Below are 18,724 nucleotides of genomic sequence, written 5' to 3'. Positions count from 1 at the left end.
GTCAAGCTGAGCCAAACCGTCGACCCGAAATCGGGCCGGGCGTCTACTGGGGCGGATTCGCGTGTGCTCACGCCTTGACCCCCCGGAGGCCCGCTCCCATGTTCAACTGCCTGTTGCGCACCGCTTTTGCGCTCACCGTCCTCGCCACCGCCGTCTCCTGCAGCACCAACGACAACGCCGACGGCTACACGCTGCGGGTCGCGGCCACCTCGGTGACCGGTACCCCCGCGGGCTCGCTGGGCTGGGGTGACAAGCAGGGCATTCTCACCGAACAACTCAAATCCGTCGGGGTCGGCAAGATCGAATACTCGTTCTTCCAATCCGGTAGCGACGTCGCCTCCGCCCTGTTCGCCGGAGCCATCGACGTGGCGGCCATCGGCGACAACCCGGGCCTGCGGGCCCGGAGTCGCGACCCGAAAGTGGTTCTGCTGTCCCTGGATTCGGTGAACGGCGACGCGTGGCTGGTGGGCGCCAAGGGCGGGCCCACCGAGATCAAAGGCTTGGTCGGCAAGGACATCACCGCTCCGCAGGGCACGATCCGGGACCGGGCCGCCCGGCAACTCATCGATGCCGCAGGGCTGACCGGCCAGATCCACGTGCGCGACGTGCCGACGCCCGAGTCCATCGCCGGCCTGAGTTCCGGGAAGATCGACGCCGCAGTCGTGACCGGCGCCAGCGCGGCCGAGCTGGAATCCAAGGGCTTCCCGATCATCGACAGCCTGTCGCGGCACGGTTTCGGTAGCACCGGCACCAACATCGCCCTGCGCTCGTTCACCGACGCCCACCCCGAGTTCATCGGTGCCTGGCAGCAGGCGGTCACCAGCGTCAACCGCGACATCACCGAGAATTTCGACGACTACCTGGCCTGGGTCGCACAGACCGACGACACCGACCTGAAGTTCGTCCAGAAGTCCACCCGCGCTGAGGAGTTCAACACCGAGCCGTTCCCCCAGGTCGGCGTGGACCAGCTCGAGGCCGCCTACAAGTTCCTGAACGCCGACGGATCGTTCGACCACGAGTATTCGGTCCGGGAATGGGCCGGGGCCAAGTCATGACCGCAGCGACCGTCGTCCAGGCCCCGGCCGCCCGTCCGGAACTCATCGAGGTCGTCGGTGGCCATAGCCGACGAAAAGGCCTGTGGGCGCGCCTACCTCGACCGGTGCGCCGGCTGGCGAGCCCGGCACTGATCCTTGCGATCTGGACCGTCGGCTCCACGACGGGCCTGCTCAATACCGACCTCTTCCCACCTCCGACCGAGGTGGCGGCCACCGCGTGGCGGCTGCTCGGCGACGGCCAACTCGCCACCCATGTCGGCGCGTCGGCGGTCCGGGTGCTGACCGGCACGGTGCTCGGCATTCTCATCGGGGTCGCGCTCGCGATCCTGGCGGGGCTCACCCGGACCGGCGAGGACCTGCTCGACTGGACCATGCAGATCCTCAAGGCGGTGCCGAACTTCGCGCTGACCCCGTTGCTGATCATCTGGATGGGCATCGGTGAGGGGCCCAAGATCGTGCTGATCACCACCGGGGTGGCGATCGCGATCTACATCAACACCTATTCCGGAATCCGCGGTGTGGACCGGCAACTCGTCGAGATGGCCCAAACCCTCGAGGCACCACGGCACACCCTGATCACCCAGGTGATCCTGCCCGGCGCGATGCCGAATTTCCTGGTCGGCCTGCGGCTTGGGCTGTCCAGCGCATGGCTCAGCCTGATCTTCGCCGAGATGATCAACACCACACAGGGCATCGGCTACCTGATGTCACGGGCCCAGACCAACCTGCAGTTCGACGTGTCGCTGCTCGTGATCCTCATCTATGCAGTCGCGGGTCTGCTGTCCTACACGCTCGTGCGGGTACTGGAACGGCTCCTGCTGTCCTGGCGCAACGGTTTCGAGGGTCTGGGAGCCCCGGCATGAGTTCACCGGTCGTCGAGGTGCACGGCCTGCGGCGCGCATTCGGTGATCAGCAGGTGCTCGACGACCTCGAATTGCAGATCGACGACGGCGAATTCGTCGCGATGCTGGGCCGGTCCGGTTCGGGGAAGAGCACCCTGCTGCGGGTGCTGGCGGGCCTCGACGATCAGGTCACCGGCTCGGTGAAGGTGCCTCGCTCCCGGGCGGTGGTGTTCCAGAACCCGCGGCTGCTGCCGTGGCGCCGAGCCCTGGCCAATGTGACCTTCGCACTGCCCGACGCCGGACCCGACGCCCCCAGCCGGACGGCGCGCGGCCGGTCCGCGCTCGAAGAGGTGGGCCTGGCGGAGAAGACCAGGGCGTGGCCGCTCTCGTTGTCCGGCGGTGAGGCGCAACGGGTTTCATTGGCCCGCGCGCTGGTCCGCGAACCCGACCTGTTGCTGCTCGACGAGCCGTTCGGCGCGCTCGATGCGCTGACCCGGCTCAAGATGTACGGGCTGCTGCACGAATTGTGGTCGCGCAGACACATGGCGGTCCTGCACGTCACCCATGACGTCGACGAGGCGATCCTGCTGGCCGACCGGGTAGTGGTCCTCTCGGGCGGACGGGTATCGCTCGACCGCCGTGTCGGACTGCCCTTCCCCCGCACCCGCAGCGACGACGGCTTCGACGAACTGCGCCGCGTGCTGTTAGCCGAACTCGGTGTCCGAGAGGAAGTAGGCCATGACCGCTCCCGCTGACCCCGATGCGCTGGTCACCGATGTCCTGGTGATCGGCGGCGGCCCCGCCGCCACCTGGGCCGCCATCTCGGCCACCGAATCCGGTGCCCGGGTCATCCTGGTGGACAAGGGCTACTGCGGCACCAGTGGAGCCACCGCCGCCGGTGGCAACAACCTGTGGGCCATCGGTCCCGGCCCGCGGCGCGAGGATTCGGTACGCGAGCGTGAGCTGGCCGCCGGCCGGATCACGGACTCGGAGTGGATGTTCCGGGTACTGGCCACCTCATGGGACCGGCTCGAGCAGCTCTCCGAGTGGGGCTATCCGTTCCCGGTGGGCGCCGACGGCCGCGAGATGCGCAGCAGTCTGCAGGGCCCGGAGTACATGCGCCGGATGCGCCGCAAGGCCCACCGCAGCGGCGTGCTGATCCTCGACCATCACCCGGCACTCGACCTGACCGCCGACCGCGACGGCGTCGTCACCGGTGCCACCGGCATCGCCCGGCAGGACAGCGGCCGGCCGTGGCAGGTCACCGCGGGTGCCGTCGTGCTGGCCACCGGCGGAACCGCCTTCCTGTCCGGAACCTTCGGCACCAACGTCGATACCGGCGAGGGTCTGCTGATGGCGGCCGAACGCGGCGCGCACCTGTCCGGTATGGAGTTCTGCACCGCCTACGCGCTGGCGCCCGAATGGGGCGTGCACACCAAGGGCCGAATGCTGCAGTGGGGCAGCTTCTATGACGAACACGGCCGGCCCTTCACCACCCAACGTGGGCTGAGTGGCCGTCAGGACGCACAGCGGGCGCTGACCCGTGGGGAGCGGGTGTTCGCCCGCCTGGACCGCGCCCCCGAACACATCCGCCAGACCATGCGCGATGCGCAGCCGAACTACTTCCTGCCGCTGGACAAGGCCGGTATCGACCCGTTCACGACGGCATACCCGGTCCGGATGGTCTACGAGGGATCGGTGCGTGGCACCGGTGGCCTGCGACTGGTCGGGCCGGATTGCGCGACGACGGTGCCCGGACTGTATGCGGCAGGGGACGCCGCGACCCGTGAGCTCATCACCGGCTCGCTGTCGGGCGGTGGCAGCCGCAACGGCTCCTGGGCAATCGCGTCGGGCACCTTCGCCGGCCGGGGCGCCGCGGAGTTCAGCCGCGCCCGACGCGCCCAACCGGCTGCAGCGATAGCGCCCACGGGACGGTCACGCTCCGGTGCGCCGACCGTCGACGAGGTGGTAGCAGCGGCCCAGTCGCACGTTCTGCCGCCACAGCGCAGCTATCTGAAATCAGCTGAGCGGCTTCGCCAATCGGCCGGAGCACTGGAGACCCTCTGGCGTGACATCGCCGACGGTCTCGCCCCGCTTCCGGCACGTGCGGCCTACAAGCAGCGCCAAGCAGTCGCCATGGTGGCAGCGGCGCGCTGGATCACCGCCGCATCCCTGGCCCGGCCCGAGACCCGCGGCCTGCACCGGCGTGAAGATCTGCCCGAATCGGATCACCGCTTCGAGCACCGCATCCTGGTCGGCGGTCTCGACGACGTCTGGACCGCCCCCGATCCCGTTGCCCCGCAGCTCATCTCCTCGGAGGCCGTGGCGTGATCGAGATCGTCAGCACCACCGCATGCATCAAATGCGACGTCTGCGTGAAGGTATGCCCCACCGACGTCTTCGATCGCGGCCCCGACGGCGTGCCCGTCATCGCCCGCCAGTCCGATTGCCAGACCTGCTTCATGTGCGAGGCCTACTGCCCCACCGATGCGCTCTATGTCTCGCCGGTCTCGGTACCCGTCGGCGCCGACAGCCCGCACGCGACGGAATCCGCCGTCGCAGAAGCCGGCCTGCTCGGCGGCTACCGCGAGATGGTGGGCTGGGGCCGGGGTCGCTCCCCCGGGTCCCGGCTGGACCAGAATCCGGTGTTGACCGCGATTCCGCCTCTGGCCGAGCCACGGCTCAGCGCCCCGGCGGTGCTGGCCGACGGTCCCTGGCATCACCCCGGTCACGACGTGGCGCCGAGATCTACGTCAGGGTCGTAAACCGTCAGGATTCACGACCCTGATGTCGATCTCGCGATGTTGCGGCACAATCACCCGACAGCCATCCTGTTACCCATGTCTGACGACGCGTCTGCTGACGAGAAGACCCCGTCCGAGAACAAACTATTGCTCCGAGGAGCGACCCTGTTCGCCCGCGTGGCGCTGGCCGCCGGATTCCTGTCCGCCGTCGCCGACCGATTCGGCCTGTGGGGACCACCGGGCACGTCCAATGTCGGCTGGGGGAACTTCGAGTCTTTCACGGCCTACGTTCATGTCCTGGCGCCTTACCTCACCGGGGTGCTGGTCGACATCGTCGCGTGGGGCGCAACGATCGTCGAGATCGTCCTCGCCGTGGGACTACTGCTGGGCGTTGCCCTGCGGTGGGTGTCATTTGCCAGCGCAGCGATCCTGCTGGTCTTCGGCCTCTCGATGTTCGTCTTCGCCGGCTTCGAGACACCGTTCAGCGCATCGGTTTTCACTGCTGCGGCGGCGGCCCTGCTGGTCGGCTCGGCGCCCTCGGCACCCAACCCTCGTTGATTCTGCGAGCACGGCGCACAAGTACGACAGACCTACGCCGTCAGCGCAGAGTCAATAGGTTGGGAAGCGTCAGAGCTTTTGCACCGGAGCGTGATTGTGCATGAGCTTGACCCGACCCCCGCTGCCGAAGTCGATCAGAGACATCGCCAAATCGCCTACACCCGTGACTTCCTCGACGCGGCCCAACCCGTACTTGTCGTGGGTGACCCGATCGCCGGGCTCCAGCGTGATGATCGGACGGTTGCGCGCCGGCGCAGGCCGTGACGGGGACGGACGCGGGGTGCCGTAGCGGCCGGCGTTGCCGACCGGCGCACTCATCGACGATGGCTGTTCGATGCGTCGCCAATTGATCAGGTCCTCGGGAATCTCCCGCAGGAAACGAGATTCCGGGTTCAGCATGGGCTGCCCCCACGACGAACGCACCTTGGCCCGTGAGAGGTACAGCCGCTTGCGGGCCCGGGTGATGCCGACGTAGGCCAACCGACGCTCTTCGGACAACTCGTTGGGATCGCCGAGTGCCCGCATGTGCGGGAACATGCCGTCCTCCCAGCCGGTGACGAACACCGCCGGGAATTCCAGCCCCTTGGCCGTGTGCAGCGTCATCATCGTCACCACACCCGCACCGTCTTCGGGGATCTCGTCGGCGTCCGCCACCAACGACACCCGCTCCAGGAACTGGGCCAGCACCCCGGTATCCGGGATGTCCTCGTCGACCGGCTCACCCTCACCCTGCTCGGCCAGTGCCCGGGCATTGGCGAGATCCGTGCTGAACTCGTGTGCGACGCTGACCAATTCGTTGAGGTTGTCCAACCGGGCCAGATCCTGCGGATCGCTGGAGGCCTCGAGCTCACGGCGGTAGCCGGTGCGCTCCAGCACGGCCTCCACCAGATCCCCCAGCTCGTCATCGAGCTTGGCGCGCAACTGGTCCAGCATCTCGACGAAGCTCGCGATGGCCTTCTCCGAACGGGAGTTCAGCATCGGCACCCGCCCCTCGGCGGCGGCCTGCAGCGCATCGTTGAAGTTGGACCCGGTGTTCTCGGCGTAGACCGCGACGCACGCCTCGGCCCGGTCCCCGATGCCCCGGCGGGGGGTGTTGAGGATGCGACGCATGCTCACCGCGTCACCCGGATTGTCGAGCACCCGTAGGTAGGCGACGATGTCGCGGATCTCGCGGCGTTCGTAGAACCGCACGCCGCCGACGACCTTGTACGGGATGCCGGCGCGGATGAACACCTCCTCCAGCGCGCGCGAGGAGTTGTTGGTGCGGTAGAACACCGCGACGTCCGAATATTTCAGGCCCTCGCTGTCGGCCAGCGAGTCGATCTCCTCGGCCACGAACCGGGCCTCGTCGTGCTCGTTGTCGGCCACGTAGCCGACGATCAGCTCACCCTCGCCCTCCTCGGTCCACAGCCGCTTCTCGCGGCGGCCCGTGTTGCGGGCGATCACCGAGTTGGCCGCGTTCAGGATGGTCTGGGTGGAGCGGTAGTTCTGCTCCAACAGGATCGTGGTCGCGTCCGGGTAGTCGCGCTCGAAGTCCTCGATGTTGCGGATCGTCGCGCCGCGGAACGCGTAGATGGACTGATCGGCGTCCCCCACCACGCACAGTTCCGACGGGGCCACTCCGTCCTTCTCGTCGAGGTGGTGCCCCACCAACTCGCGCACCAACACGTACTGCGCGTGGTTGGTGTCCTGGTACTCGTCGACCAGGACGTGGCGGAACCGGCGCCGGTAGTACTGGGCGATCTGAGGGAAGGCCTGCAGGATCCCGACCGTCTCCCCGATCAGATCGTCGAAGTCCAGCGCATTGGCCGCGCGCAGCCGGCGCTGGTACTCGCCGTAGACCTGCGCGATGATGCCGGCCATCTCCTCGGCCGCCTCCGACGCCTCGGCCGCGGCCTGCTCGGGTCCGATCAGCTCGTTCTTCAGGTTCGAGATGCCGTTGGCCAGCAGTCGCGGCGAGTACCGCTTGGTGTCCAGCCCCATGTCCTTGCCGATCATCATCAGCAGGCGGCGGGAATCGTCCGAGTCGTAGATCGAGAAGTTGGAGTTCAGCCCCGGCAGTAGTGACGCCTGATTGCGCAGGATCCGCACGCAGGTGGAGTGGAACGTCGAAACCCACATGTTCCGGGCTCTCGGGCCCACCAGCTGGACCACGCGCTCGCGCATCTCGGCGGCGGCCTTGTTGGTGAACGTGATCGCCAGGATCTGCCCGACCCCGACCTCACGGGCCGCCAGCAGATAAGCGATACGCCTGGTCAGCACCGCCGTCTTACCCGAACCGGCACCGGCGACGATCAACAGCGGCGACCCCTCGTGCAGCACAGCTTGGCGCTGCTGAGGGTTCAAGCCGTCAAGAAGTTGATCAACATCTGCAGCAACTGGCGAGGCGACGGGGGAAGTGGTCATCTTGCGTTCAAACTTACCGCCGAGCGGGGACAGTTTTGCGCTGGCACGGACCGACTGGGACGATCAGCCTGTGCCTGAGATCGATGACCTGCGCCGGGAGATAGATGAGCTCGACGCCACCATCCTTGCCGCCGTCCAGCGGCGCGCCGAAGTTTCCAAGCTGATCGGCAAGGCCCGGATGGCCTCCGGCGGCACCCGCCTGGTGCACAGCCGCGAGATGCAGGTCATCGAGCGCTACAGCGTGCTCGGCCCCGAGGGCAAGGACCTGGCCATCCTGCTGCTGCAACTCGGGCGTGGCCGCCTGGGCCACTAGCCCGCTCAGCGCCCTACCGGTTTGGCAGGCGCCTTCAGCGAGTCGAGCAGCCACGGCGTCAGCCACTGCACGGCCTCCGAGGTCGGGTGCACACCGTCGCTGCGCATCCGCACCCCGTCGATCTTCGCGGTGTACTTGCCGTCCGGGTTGAGCTTGGCGTTGAAATCCAGCACCGACACGTTGGGCCGTTGCCCGACCACACTGCGCAGCATGGTGTTCCAGGCCTGCACCCGGCCCGGCTGATCCTCGGGGTACAGCGTGCCGTCCGACCGTTCACCGCGCCGGTTGTAGGGCGCCGTGGTCACCACGACGCGGGCCCCGGTCGAGCTGAGGATGTCCAACGCCCGCTGCAGCTCTCCCTTGAGATACGCGTCGTAGGCATCGTTGCCGACGTGCATCCATCGCCCGTGCCACGTCCGGTCGACAACCTCCCAGCGCCCGATCATCAACAACACGGTCTGGGGGCGGTCGTGGGCGATGCGCTGGGCCCAGCGCTCGGGCCAGGAATCGCATTCCGGCTTCTGGTTCAGCGTCTCCCCGGCCGACCGGTACGGGCCGCCGCGGGCGATGCCGCAACCGATGGTCGTGTAGTCGCTGAAATGGAAACCCGGCGTGGCGGGCAGATACCGCATCAATGTCCAGGCCACCGAGTCACCGAAGACCGCGACGGTCCGCGTACCGGGCGGCAGCGCGGGCGGCGGCCCCACCGGAACCGCCCGCTCCGCACCGATGTCCTGCTCGGACGCCGCGGCGGCCATCACATCCGGGCCCGCGGGACGCGTCGGGATGCTCACCGGGACGACCGTCATCGTCACCACCGCGGCGGTGGCCACCGTCGCCGCAGCCAGCCGCAGCATCGGGACATGCTGTGGGCGCCAGTGCCGGACCGGCTGCTCGATCGCCCACCACGACACCCATGACACCGCGATCGTCACCGCACACCGCAACGCCAGCAGCGACCAACCGGAAAGCCCGGTGCGTTCACCGTTGAGGATCAGGAAGATCGGCCAGTGCCACAGGTAGACGCCATAGGAGATGACGCCGAGGGTGACCAGCGGGAACCAGGCCAGCGCCCGCGCGACGTAGCCGTCCTGATCCAGCGCGACGGGGGCGACGACGAGCACCGCACCCACGGCCACCACGATCAGCAGCCCGTGATGGAACTCGTCGGCACTTCCGGTGGCCAGGTGCGCGGCCAGCGTCAGCACCGCGATCCCGATCACCGGCAACGTCCAGGCGACCCAGCGCCGCCACCGGGTCCGGATCAGCGTGCCCGACACCGTCAGCGCCGACCAGTCCCGCACCAGCAGCGCCGCGGCAGCCGCACCGATCAGCAGCGCCTGCGCCCGGGTGTCGGTGCCGAAGTAGACGCGGTTGAGCTCGCCGACTTCGCCGGACAACAGAATCGCCGCGACGGCCGAGCCGACCACGCCGAGCACCGCCAGCACGAAGACCACGGCACGGACAGCGCCCGTCGAGCGACGACGCACCAGCAACGCAGCGGCCAGCACGAGCAATGGCCACAGCAGGTAGTACTGCTCCTCGACCGCCAGCGACCAGGTGTGCTGCAACGGCGAGGGTGTGGCGCCCTGGCTGAAGTAGTCGGTGTCCGCGGCGACGAACACCCAGTTGGCCATCCAGAAGAACGCCCCGACCGCGTCCTCGCGGAGCGAGGACACCGCTTCGGACGGGAACAACGGCCGGGCGATCACGACGGCCAAGGTCATCAACACCATCGCCGGCAGCAGACGCTTGGCCCGGCGGATCCAGAAGCCTTTGAGGTCGATGCGCTCGGTGCGGCGGAACTCGTCGAGCAGAAGTGAGGTGATCAGGAATCCGCTGAGCACGAAGAAGACGTCGACGCCGATGAAACCTCCGGCCACACCCGGCACCCCGCCGTGACCGGCCAGCACCAAGGCCACCGCGATCGCGCGGATGCCGTCGAGTGCCGGGATGTCACGCCGGATGGAGGCACGCCGACGCCGACTGGCAGCACGGACCGGCGCCGCAGTCACGTCATGCCCTCCCGTCGTGGCGTCCGAGCCCCAGAGTTTAGGGGGCATCGGGCGCCGAATCGGGAAGGCGCGACGAGGCGCTAACGGGTTAGCGCAATATATTTCGTGTCGAGGTATTCCTCGATGCCCTCGATGCCGCCCTCACGGCCGAATCCGGATTCCTTGATGCCGCCGAACGGGGCAGCCGCATCGGAGATGACACCGCGGTTGATGCCGACCATGCCGGATTCGATGCCCTCGGCCACCCGCAGCGCACGGTCCAGTGACTGCGTGTAAACGTAAGCAGCCAAGCCGTATTGGGTGTTGTTCGCGGCGGCCACACCTTCGTCCTCGGTGTCGAAGCCCGTGATCGGGGCAACGGGGCCGAAGATCTCCTCCTTGAGGATGCGGGCATCGGCGGGCACATCGGCCAGCACCGTGGCCGGGTAGAAGTTGCCCGGGCCGCCGGGGGCGACGCCGCCGACAGCGACCGTCGCCCCTTTCGACACCGCGTCGGAGACGAGTTCGGTGACGGTGTTGACCTGCTTGGAGTTGATCAGTGGGCCCAAGGTGGACGCGGGGTCGATGCCCTTGCCGAGGGTGAACTCACTCATCCGCTTGACGAGCTTGTCGGTGAACTCCTCGCGCACGGAGTTCGCGACGTGGAAACGGTTGGCGGCGGTACAGGCCTCGCCGCCGTTGCGCATCTTGGCCAGGATCGCGCCGTCCACCGCGGCGTCGACGTCGGCATCGTCGAACACGATGAACGGGGCGTTGCCGCCCAACTCCATCGACGTCCGCAGCAGCTTGTCGGCGGACTGCTTCACCAGTGCCTTGCCCACCCCGGTCGAGCCGGTGAAGGTGAGCTTGCGCAGCCGCCCGTCGTCGATCAGCGCGGTGGTCACCGCGCCCGGATCGCTGGTCGGCAACACGGAGAGCACGCCCTTGGGCAGGCCGGCCTCATCCATCAGCTTGGCCAGCAGCAGCATCGTCAGCGGGGTTTCCTGCGCGGGTTTGACGATCATGGTGCAGCCCGCGGCGAACGCGGGCCCCATCTTGCGAGTGCCCATGGCCAACGGGAAGTTCCACGGTGTGATCGCGTAACACGGGCCGACGGCCTGCTTGGTGACGAGGATCCGACCGGTGCCCGCAGGCGCCGGGGTAAAGCGACCGGCGATGCGCACCGCCTCCTCGGAGAACCAGCGGAAGAACTCGGCGCCGTAGGCGACCTCGCCCTTGCTCTCGGCGACCACCTTGCCCATCTCCAGGGTCATCAGCGCGGCGATGTCGTCGGCGCGTTCGGTGATCTTCTCGAACACCGAACGCAGGATCTCGCCGCGCTTGCGCGGCGCCGTGGCAGCCCACTCGGCCTGCACCGCACATGCGGCGTCCAGCGCGGCGACGGCATCGGCGGCGGTCGCGTCGGCCACCGTGGCCAACACCTGATCGTCGCTGGGGTCGAGCACATTGAACGTCGATGCGGCCTGGCGTTCGTCACCACCGATCCACAGACCCGTGGGCACGGATGAAATCAAGTCTTCAATGGCCATACATCCATCATGTACACCTTCGAATCAAGCACCGCACTAAGGTCAGCAGAATGAGTGCTGACATCACCGCAACCCCCGCATGGCAGGCATTGTCGAAGCACTACGACGAGATCCGCGATATCCATCTGACGGAGCTTTTCGCCGACGATCCGGCCCGCGGAACCGAACTGGTGTTGACGGTCGGCGATCTCTACATCGACTACAGCAAGCACCGCGTCACCCGCCGCACTTTGGAATTGCTGGCCGACCTGGCCCGCGCCGCCGGGCTGGAGGCCCGCCGCGCGGCGATGTTCGCCGGGGAGCACATCAACACCTCCGAGGACCGTGCGGTGCTGCACACCGCACTGCGGTTGCCTGCCGATGCGGCGTTGACGGTTGACGGCCAGGACGTGGTGGCCGATGTGCACGACGTCCTCGATCGCATGGGCGGGTTCACCGACCGGCTGCGCAGCGGCGAGTGGGCCGGTGCCACCGGAAAGCGCATCAAGACAGTGGTCAACATCGGCATCGGGGGTTCCGACCTGGGGCCGGTGATGGTGTACGACGCGCTGCGCCACTACGCCGACGCCGGCATCAGTGCCCGCTTCGTGTCCAACGTCGACCCTGCCGACCTGGTGGCGACGCTGGCCGATCTGGACCCGGCCACAACGCTTTTCATCGTGGCCTCCAAGACGTTCTCCACCCTCGAGACGCTGACCAATGCCACCGCCGCCCGCCGGTGGTTGGTCGATGCGCTCGGCGAGGACGCGGTGGCCAAGCATTTCGTGGCGGTGTCCACCAACGCGAAGCTGGTACAGGAGTTCGGCATCGACACCGACAACATGTTCGGGTTCTGGGACTGGGTGGGCGGCCGGTACTCGGTCGACTCGGCGATCGGGCTGTCGGTGATGGCAGCGATCGGTCGCGAGCGGTTCGCCGAATTCCTGTCCGGCTTTCACCTCGTCGACGAGCACTTCCGCTCCGCACCGCTGGCCGGCAATGCTCCGGCACTCCTGGGCCTGATCGGGCTGTGGTACTCGAATTTCTTTGGCGCACAATCGCGTGCGGTCCTGCCGTACTCGAACGATCTGTCCCGGTTCGCGGCGTACCTGCAGCAGTTGACCATGGAGTCCAACGGCAAATCGGTGCGTGCCGACGGCACGGCCGCCACCACCGACACCGGTGAGATCTTCTGGGGTGAGCCGGGAACCAACGGCCAGCACGCCTTCTATCAGCTACTGCACCAGGGCACCCGGCTGGTACCCGCCGACTTCATCGGCTTTTCCCAGCCCACCGACGACCTCCCCACCGCCGATGGCACCGGCAGCATGCACGACCTGCTGATGAGCAACTTCTTCGCCCAGACCCAGGTGCTGGCGTTCGGCAAGTCAGCCGAAGCCATTGCGGCAGAAGGCACTCCGTCCGTTGTCGTGCCGCACAAGGTGATGCCCGGAAACCGACCGACGACGTCAATCCTGGCAACCAGGTTGACGCCGTCGGTGGTGGGCCAACTCATCGCCCTCTACGAACACCAGGTGTTCACCGAAGGAGTGGTGTGGGGGATCGACTCCTTCGACCAGTGGGGCGTCGAGCTGGGTAAGACCCAGGCCAAGGCACTGCTGCCGGTGATCACCGAATCGGAATCACCGGGCGAGCAGTCGGACTCGTCGACCGATGCGCTGGTGCGGCGTTACCGCGTCGAGCGAGGGCGCTCGGCCTAGGTCCGGTCGTGATCAGCCGGGCAGGTCAATGGTTCGGCACGGTCCGCCCGGAACACAGGCGACGCCGCCACCGGGCCCGGCCTCGGCCCAAGGCCCGCCCGGCACACCTGCGGAGACATGGCCGTCAGAGCCGGCCTGCGCCCCGGGGCCACCGGGAACCTCGGCGCCCGCGCCCTGCGGGCCGGCCGACGGAGTACACGGAGTGCCATCCGGGTTGTAGCAACCCGGGGCCGGCGGGGCGGGCGGGGGCGGTCCGGGCTCGGCGAAAGCAACCGGGGCGAAGGCCACAGCACCCGCCGCGGCGCCTGCGAACAACATCGAGGTAATCAACTTTGTGGACATGAGTCTGGGCTACCCACGTTCGTTTCGGGCTCAAACCTCACGTCGAGTCAGTGTGGCTGGGGTCACGGGGAGTGATTCGATCCGGACATCAGCGGGAACTCTCGCTCCAGCACAACGACGGGCCCGACTGAACTGGAGTGCCAAGATGTCAACCAACCGGCAGCCCTTGACGACCTGCAACAGCGGTACCTGGCCATTCATCCGGAAGTGGTCGCTGACAGTGGGGATGGGAATGGCGCTCGCGGCGGCGCCGATGCTCGTGGGGTGTAGTCCCGGTGAAGACGCCGTCTCGTCGCCGACACCCGCTGTCGTCTCGGCCACCACGGTAATGACGACGCCCCCGGCTCCGGCCACCGGTGGTGGCGGCCCAGAAGGTGGCGGCGGCTCGATTCCCGGCGGCCCGACTGGCGGTGGCGGTCCAGAAGGCGGGGGCGGCTCGATTCCCGGTGGCCCGACCGGTAGCGGCGGCCCCGGCGGGGGAAGCGGCTCGATTCCCGGTGGCCCGAGCGGCGGCGGCGGCCCCGGCGGTGGCGGCGGCTGTGTTCCCGGCGTCGGCTGCGTGCACGTGCCCTGACGCCGGGCGAACAGCTCAGGCGAAGCGCTTGGTGTACTTCGGTGGCAGCAAGCGCATCACCTGGGTCAACGGCGCCCACGGCCAACGCGGCACCACGGCCCGGCCCTTCTCCTTCTCGATGGCCTCGACCATCGCGCGCACGCCGGTCTCGTTGTCGACCATGAGCATCGTGGTCGCCGACTTGGCGGTCATCTCCGACTCGATGTAACCGGGCTCGATCACGGTCACGCGGATCGGACCCTTGTCGTACTCGGCGCGCAGCGACTCGCCCAGCGAGGTCATGCCGGCCTTCGACGCGCAGTAGGCCGCCTTACCGCCGGGCACACCGGTGTTGCCCAGGACCGACGAGATCAACACCAGGTGACCGCTGCCGGACTTCTTGAACATCTCCAGCGCCGTCTCGATCTGCACCAGACCGGCGATCAGGTTGGTTTCGATGGTGGCCTTGTTGGCCCACGGCTTGCCCTCGCCAAGCGGCCAGCCCTTGCCGATCCCCGCGTTGACGATCACGCGGTCGATGCCGCCGAGTTCCTCGGACAGCTCGCCGAACACCCGAGGCACGGCTTCATGGTCGTTGACGTCCAGCGCAGCGACCGCCACCTTGACGTAGGGATGCCGGTCGGCCAGTTCGGCCTTGAGCTCATCGAGCCGCTCGGTGCGACGGGCACACAGCGCCAGGTCCCGGCCCTTGGCCGCGAATTGCCGGGCCATGCCCGCGCCCAGTCCGGAGCTGGCACCGGTGATGAGGATCTTCTGACGGGTCATCGCTGCAGGATAACCGAGTTAGACAACTGTCAAAAACGCGGCCGCTACTTGAGCAGCCTGGACATTCGCCGGTCGGCCAGCACCTTGCCTCCGGTCTGACAGGTCGGGCAGTACTGGAACGACTTGTCGGCGAAGGACACCTCCCGCACGGTGTCCCCGCACACCGGGCACGGCAGTCCGGTGCGGGCGTGCACGCGCAGGCCAGAGCGCTTCTCCCCCTTGAGTGTCGCGGCCTGCTGCCCCACCGACCGCGTCACCGCATCCGTGAGGACCGAGATCATCGCGTCGTGCAGCGCGCCGAGTTGGGCGTCGGTCAGCTTGCCCGCGGTGGCGAACGGCGACAGCTTGGCCACGTGCAGGATCTCGTCGCTGTAGGCGTTGCCGATCCCGGCGATCACCTTCTGATCGGTGATCACCGTCTTGATCCGCCCGCTCTGCCCGGCCAGCACACCGGCCAACCCAGCCGAATCCAGTGACAGCGCATCAGGCCCGAGCGAGGCGATCTGCGGCACGTCGAGAGGATCGCCGACGATCCACACCGCCAACCGCTTCTGGGTCCCGGCCTCGGTCAGGTCGAAACCCACCGAATCTCCCAGATGCACGCGTAGCGCGATCGGCCCCTTGCCCGGTTTGAGCGGCGTCGTCGCCAATTTGTCCGACCAGCGCAACCACCCCGCCCGGGACAGATGGGTGATCAGATGCCAGGGCCCGACTTCGAGTCCGAGGTACTTGCCCCAGCGGTTCGCCCCGGTCACGGTCTGGCCGTGCAACGCCGTCGTCGGCGGGTCGAACGTCTTGAGCACCGACAACGCGGCCACGTCGATCCGGGTGACCACCCGGCCCGTGGCATGCCGGCGGAGATGATCGGCCAGCGCCTCGACTTCGGGCAGTTCAGGCATGGCTCCAGTGTGTCAGCGAAACGCCGAGCATGCTGTAGACATGTCCAATCGGCCTGCTCCCCGAGCGACCAATCCGCTGCGGCACATCTTCGTGATCAACAGCGTGCCGCGCCGCTGGCCGTTCGCGCTGCGCGCCGGAATCTGCATGGCCGTACCCGTTCTGGTGGGCTGGCTGGCCGGCGACACCACGGCCGGATTGATCGCCACCATCGGCGGATTCACCTCGCTGTACGGCAGCGGCCGCCCGTACCTGAATCGCGGCGCGTACCTCGGTGTGGTCGCAGTGTGCTTCGCCGTCGCCGTGGCCCTCGGCGACTGGGCGTCGTCGGCGCCGTGGCTGGGCGTGCTGACCGTGACGATGATCGCCGCGGTGGCCACCCTGGTCTGCCATGCCCTGAGCGTCGGGCCGCCCGGGGCTTACATGGTGGTGCTGGCCTGCGCAGCCGGCACCGGAACGCCGGCGACACTGCACCTCAGCCCGGGCCATCACGCCGCGCTGGTCCTCGCCGGCGGCGCGTTCGCCTGGCTGGTGCACATGTCCGGCGCGCTGGTCCGGCCCCGCGGTCCGGAGAAGGCGGCGGTGGCCGCGGCAGCCGCCGCCGTCGCGGCATACATCGAGACCCCCTGGGCCGACACGCGACACCGCGCGGCGCTCCTGCTGCACACCGCGTGGGTCAACCTGGTCACGTATCAGCCGGTACAACCCAAACCGGACCAGACGCTGTACCGGCTGCGGGTCGTCAACCGCCGGCTGCACGTGCTGTTCGCCGACGCCATGCGGGCCGCCGAAGCCGGTGAGCCGCTGGCGTATGACGGCGCGGCCCTGGCCCGTCACCTGGCCACCGTGCCCGGCGACGCGATCACCGATGAGCATGGCGCCGAAGGAGTTCCACTCGGCAGGCCCAGCATCGTGCAACTGCTGCGCCGGGCGCTGACGCCGGGCTCGGTGTCACTGCAACTGACGGTGCGGGTCGGCGTCGCGGTCGCGATCTCGGGCGTGATCGCCGTGCTGATCTCGCAGGCCCTGACGATGACCCACGCGTACTGGGCGATGGCCGCCGCGGTGCTGATGCTGCATCAGGGATTCGACTGGCAGCGCACCGTGGCCCGCGGCGTCGAACGGACGCTGGGCACCTGGCTCGGGCTCGGCGTGGCCGGTGCGATCCTGGCGCTGCACCCGCAGGGCGTGTGGCTGGCCCTGGTGATCGGGGCGCTGCAGTTCGTCATCGAGATGTATGTGGTGCGCAACTACACGCTGGCCGTCGTATTCATCACGCCCGCCGCACTCACCATCGCCTCCGGCGGCCAACCCGTCGACAACCTCGGTGAACTGCTGCTCACCCGCGGCAGCGACACCCTGATCGGCTGCGCGGTGGCCCTGGCCGTCTACTGGGCGACCCAGCGTCTGCGCCACCCGACCGGCCTGCGCACCGCGATCGCCGCCACGCTCGATGCGATCACCAACACCCTGCCCCACCTGGCCGCGGACGACGCCACCTCCCCGGCCGCCCGCACCGATCGTCGCGATCTGCAGTTGCGGGCCATGGAATTGCTGCCGGCCTACGACGGGAGCGTCGGCGGATCGGCCACGCAACGCGTTGGGGCCGAACGTATGTGGCCGACGGTGGTGGCCACCGAACAACTGGCATACCGCACGCTGGCGGCATGCTGGGGCGCCGAGCACGACGGCGCGACCGAGGCCGGCGCCGAGGCGGCGGCAGACACCGCGGCGGCGCTGACCGAGCAGGCCACAGCCTTACGCGAAGCCTTAAGCGAGAGCCTTGACGAAGGACAGTAGCCAGCTGACCAGCGACAGCACGATCGCGGCCCAGATGGCGGTCCACCAGAACTGGTCGATGTGCAGACCCCACCCCGTGGTGTTGTCGGTGATCCACGAGGTGATCCACAGCATCAGCGCATTGATCACGATGTGGATCAGTCCGAGCGTGAGGATGTAGAGCGGGATCGACAGGATCTGCACGATCGGCTTGACGAACGCGTTGACCAGACCGAAGATCACCGCGACGACGAAGATGATGCCGACCCTGGCAAGGGTCGAGTCGCCTCCGATGAAGTAGATCCCCGGCACGACGAGAGTGACCACCCAGAGCGCGAATCCGGTTATCGCGGCGCGCAGGAGAAATGAGCTCATGGCGGTCTAGTCTGCCGAGCGCAGCAGGTACGTGTCCATGATCCAGCCGTGGCGCGTTCGCGCTTCGGCACGCGCAGCAACGATTTCGTCGCCGATCTCCCCGACGGCTCCCGCATACAGCAACTCATCGGGTGTGCCCAGATACGCGCCCCACCAGATGCGGGTCTGCGGCGGGCACTGCTTGAACGAGCAGTCGGCATCGAGCATCACCACGGCGCTGCCGGTCAGGCCATGCTCGCGCAACTGGCGTCCGGTGGTGATCAGCACCGGTTCGCCGACCTCGTTGAGCGGAATGCGGTGCCGTGCGGTCAGCACCTGGATCGCGGTGATGCCCGGGATGACGTCGTACTCGAAATCCACGTACTCGGACACTTTGTCCAGGATCCGCAACGTGCTGTCGTACAGCGACGGATCCCCCCAGGCCAGAAAGGCCCCGGTGCCGTCGGGCCCGAGTTCGGATTCGATGGCCGCCGCCCAGATCCGGGCCCGCTCGGCATGCCAGTCCGCCACGACCTGGCGGTAGCCCGGTGCGTCGCCGGCCGCGGCGCGCGGCGGGTCGACCAGCTCGACGAAGCGGTAGCCGGGGTTGGTGATGAAACGGTCGCAGATCAGCTTGCGCACCGCGACCAGATCATCGGCCGCGCCCCGGCGCGGACCCTTGTCCATCGCGAAGAACACCTGGGTGTCGTTGAGCGCGGAAATGGCCTGTGCGGTGACGAAGTCCGGATCACCGGCCCCGATACCGATGACATGGATGCGACGCACCGTCGAAGGTTAACCGAACCGGAACCGGGTACCCCAAGTATCCGGTACCCGGGGTATTGACATCA

18 protein-coding genes and 1 pseudogene are annotated in these 18,724 nt (G+C 68.0%); 10 read left to right on the top strand and 9 right to left on the bottom strand.

All coding sequences use genetic code 11. The features are described from left to right. Positions 1 to 98: 98 nt before the first annotated feature. From AB0876_RS03370 to AB0876_RS03345, 6 genes are all read left to right on the top strand, one after another. Complete coding sequence (locus AB0876_RS03370) at positions 99 to 1,055, top strand: ABC transporter substrate-binding protein (RefSeq protein WP_526041192.1); 957 nt, start codon at positions 99 to 101, stop codon at positions 1,053 to 1,055. Next, positions 1,034 to 1,918 carry an ABC transporter permease gene (locus AB0876_RS03365; RefSeq protein ID WP_526041191.1) on the top strand — a complete coding sequence of 295 codons (885 nt, stop codon included), beginning with the start codon at positions 1,034 to 1,036 and terminating at the stop codon, positions 1,916 to 1,918. Before AB0876_RS03370 ends, AB0876_RS03365 begins: the two co-directional genes overlap by 22 nt. Beyond that, complete coding sequence (locus tag AB0876_RS03360; RefSeq protein ID WP_526041190.1) at positions 1,915 to 2,652, top strand: ABC transporter ATP-binding protein; 738 nt, start codon at positions 1,915 to 1,917, stop codon at positions 2,650 to 2,652. The genes AB0876_RS03365 and AB0876_RS03360 overlap by 4 nt, the downstream gene beginning before the upstream one ends. Beyond that, entirely contained in the window at positions 2,636 to 4,228 is a 1,593-nt protein-coding gene (locus AB0876_RS03355) for an FAD-binding protein (protein ID WP_526041189.1), read from the top strand. Before AB0876_RS03360 ends, AB0876_RS03355 begins: the two co-directional genes overlap by 17 nt. Then, positions 4,225 to 4,662, top strand: coding sequence for a 4Fe-4S dicluster domain-containing protein (locus tag AB0876_RS03350; RefSeq protein WP_491839906.1), 438 nt, complete (start codon positions 4,225 to 4,227; stop codon positions 4,660 to 4,662). The genes AB0876_RS03355 and AB0876_RS03350 overlap by 4 nt, the downstream gene beginning before the upstream one ends. A 75-nt stretch (positions 4,663 to 4,737) precedes the next feature. Continuing rightward, positions 4,738 to 5,199, top strand: a complete 462-nt coding sequence (locus AB0876_RS03345) for a hypothetical protein (protein WP_526041188.1) — start codon at positions 4,738 to 4,740, stop codon at positions 5,197 to 5,199. Positions 5,200 to 5,268: 69 nt separating this feature from the next. On the opposite strand, the gene pcrA is transcribed toward AB0876_RS03345, so the two are convergent. Continuing rightward, complete coding sequence (gene pcrA, locus AB0876_RS03340) at positions 5,269 to 7,605, bottom strand: DNA helicase PcrA (RefSeq protein WP_491839909.1); 2,337 nt, start codon at positions 7,603 to 7,605, stop codon at positions 5,269 to 5,271. Position 7,606: 1 nt separating this feature from the next. Here pcrA and AB0876_RS03335 point away from each other — a divergent pair, with 1 nt between their 5' ends. Beyond that, positions 7,607 to 7,918 (top strand): chorismate mutase, encoded by a 312-nt coding sequence (locus AB0876_RS03335; protein WP_491839910.1) that lies wholly within the window; start codon positions 7,607 to 7,609, stop codon positions 7,916 to 7,918. A 5-nt stretch (positions 7,919 to 7,923) separates the two neighbouring features. Here the strand turns inward: AB0876_RS03335 and AB0876_RS03330 are convergent, their stop codons facing one another. Both AB0876_RS03330 and AB0876_RS03325 read right to left on the bottom strand, forming a co-directional pair. Next, positions 7,924 to 9,981, bottom strand: coding sequence for an SGNH/GDSL hydrolase family protein (locus tag AB0876_RS03330; protein WP_526041187.1), 2,058 nt, complete (start codon positions 9,979 to 9,981; stop codon positions 7,924 to 7,926). A gap of 32 nt (positions 9,982 to 10,013) precedes the next feature. Continuing rightward, complete coding sequence (locus AB0876_RS03325) at positions 10,014 to 11,462, bottom strand: NAD-dependent succinate-semialdehyde dehydrogenase (RefSeq protein ID WP_526041186.1); 1,449 nt, start codon at positions 11,460 to 11,462, stop codon at positions 10,014 to 10,016. A 50-nt stretch (positions 11,463 to 11,512) separates the two neighbouring features. Between AB0876_RS03325 and pgi the strand changes: the two genes are divergently transcribed. Next, positions 11,513 to 13,162, top strand: a complete 1,650-nt coding sequence (gene pgi, locus AB0876_RS03320; RefSeq protein ID WP_526041185.1) for a glucose-6-phosphate isomerase — start codon at positions 11,513 to 11,515, stop codon at positions 13,160 to 13,162. A gap of 12 nt (positions 13,163 to 13,174) precedes the next feature. Here pgi and AB0876_RS03315 read toward each other — a convergent pair whose 3' ends face one another. Next, entirely contained in the window at positions 13,175 to 13,504 is a 330-nt protein-coding gene (locus AB0876_RS03315) for a hypothetical protein (protein WP_090427219.1), read from the bottom strand. Positions 13,505 to 13,718: 214 nt separating this feature from the next. On the opposite strand from AB0876_RS03315, the gene AB0876_RS03310 reads away from it, so the two are divergent. Continuing rightward, entirely contained in the window at positions 13,719 to 14,078 is a 360-nt protein-coding gene (locus AB0876_RS03310) for a hypothetical protein (RefSeq protein ID WP_526041466.1), read from the top strand. A gap of 15 nt (positions 14,079 to 14,093) precedes the next feature. Here AB0876_RS03310 and AB0876_RS03305 read toward each other — a convergent pair whose 3' ends face one another. The 3 genes and pseudogenes from AB0876_RS03305 to AB0876_RS03295 all read right to left on the bottom strand — a co-directional run. Then, positions 14,094 to 14,843, bottom strand: coding sequence for an SDR family oxidoreductase (locus tag AB0876_RS03305; protein ID WP_044520156.1), 750 nt, complete (start codon positions 14,841 to 14,843; stop codon positions 14,094 to 14,096). Between the two features lie 44 nt (positions 14,844 to 14,887). Continuing rightward, positions 14,888 to 15,355 (bottom strand): zinc finger domain-containing protein, encoded by a 468-nt coding sequence (locus tag AB0876_RS03300; protein ID WP_526041465.1) that lies wholly within the window; start codon positions 15,353 to 15,355, stop codon positions 14,888 to 14,890. A gap of 144 nt (positions 15,356 to 15,499) precedes the next feature. Beyond that, a pseudogene (locus tag AB0876_RS03295) lies at positions 15,500 to 15,742 on the bottom strand (DNA-formamidopyrimidine glycosylase family protein); the annotation flags it as partial. A gap of 40 nt (positions 15,743 to 15,782) precedes the next feature. On the opposite strand from AB0876_RS03295, the gene AB0876_RS03290 reads away from it, so the two are divergent. Then, entirely contained in the window at positions 15,783 to 17,540 is a 1,758-nt protein-coding gene (locus AB0876_RS03290; protein ID WP_526041184.1) for an FUSC family protein, read from the top strand. Here the strand turns inward: AB0876_RS03290 and AB0876_RS03285 are convergent. Beyond that, entirely contained in the window at positions 17,511 to 17,894 is a 384-nt protein-coding gene (locus AB0876_RS03285; protein ID WP_491839916.1) for a phage holin family protein, read from the bottom strand. The two genes, AB0876_RS03290 and AB0876_RS03285, sit on opposite strands and share 30 nt — an antisense overlap. A gap of 6 nt (positions 17,895 to 17,900) precedes the next feature. Further along, a complete protein-coding gene (gene cobF, locus AB0876_RS03280; protein ID WP_526041183.1) occupies positions 17,901 to 18,659 on the bottom strand; it encodes a precorrin-6A synthase (deacetylating) in 759 nt (252 codons plus the stop codon). Positions 18,660 to 18,724 lie beyond the last annotated feature (65 nt).

Source organism: Mycobacterium sp. NPDC049093 (assembly GCF_040704635.1).
Lineage (GTDB): Bacteria > Actinomycetota > Actinomycetes > Mycobacteriales > Mycobacteriaceae > Mycobacterium.
This window is presented reverse-complemented; position numbering and strand designations above follow the sequence as displayed.

Bases quoted from the DNA above. Each gene is read 5' to 3' on its own strand.
- AB0876_RS03370 (WP_526041192.1), top strand. From the start codon at position 99: ATGTTCAACTGCCTGTTGCGCACCGCTTTTGCGCTCACCGTCCTCGCC.
- AB0876_RS03365 (WP_526041191.1), top strand. From the start codon at position 1,034: ATGGGCCGGGGCCAAGTCATGACCGCAGCGACCGTCGTCCAGGCCCCG.
- AB0876_RS03360 (WP_526041190.1), top strand. From the start codon at position 1,915: ATGAGTTCACCGGTCGTCGAGGTGCACGGCCTGCGGCGCGCATTCGGT.
- AB0876_RS03355 (WP_526041189.1), top strand. From the start codon at position 2,636: ATGACCGCTCCCGCTGACCCCGATGCGCTGGTCACCGATGTCCTGGTG.
- AB0876_RS03345 (WP_526041188.1), top strand. From the start codon at position 4,738: ATGTCTGACGACGCGTCTGCTGACGAGAAGACCCCGTCCGAGAACAAA.
- pcrA (WP_491839909.1), bottom strand. From the start codon at position 7,605: ATGACCACTTCCCCCGTCGCCTCGCCAGTTGCTGCAGATGTTGATCAA.
- AB0876_RS03330 (WP_526041187.1), bottom strand. From the start codon at position 9,981: ATGCCCCCTAAACTCTGGGGCTCGGACGCCACGACGGGAGGGCATGAC.
- AB0876_RS03325 (WP_526041186.1), bottom strand. From the start codon at position 11,462: ATGGCCATTGAAGACTTGATTTCATCCGTGCCCACGGGTCTGTGGATC.
- pgi (WP_526041185.1), top strand. From the start codon at position 11,513: ATGAGTGCTGACATCACCGCAACCCCCGCATGGCAGGCATTGTCGAAG.
- AB0876_RS03315 (WP_090427219.1), bottom strand. From the start codon at position 13,504: ATGTCCACAAAGTTGATTACCTCGATGTTGTTCGCAGGCGCCGCGGCG.
- AB0876_RS03305 (WP_044520156.1), bottom strand. From the start codon at position 14,843: ATGACCCGTCAGAAGATCCTCATCACCGGTGCCAGCTCCGGACTGGGC.
- AB0876_RS03290 (WP_526041184.1), top strand. From the start codon at position 15,783: ATGTCCAATCGGCCTGCTCCCCGAGCGACCAATCCGCTGCGGCACATC.
- AB0876_RS03285 (WP_491839916.1), bottom strand. From the start codon at position 17,894: ATGAGCTCATTTCTCCTGCGCGCCGCGATAACCGGATTCGCGCTCTGG.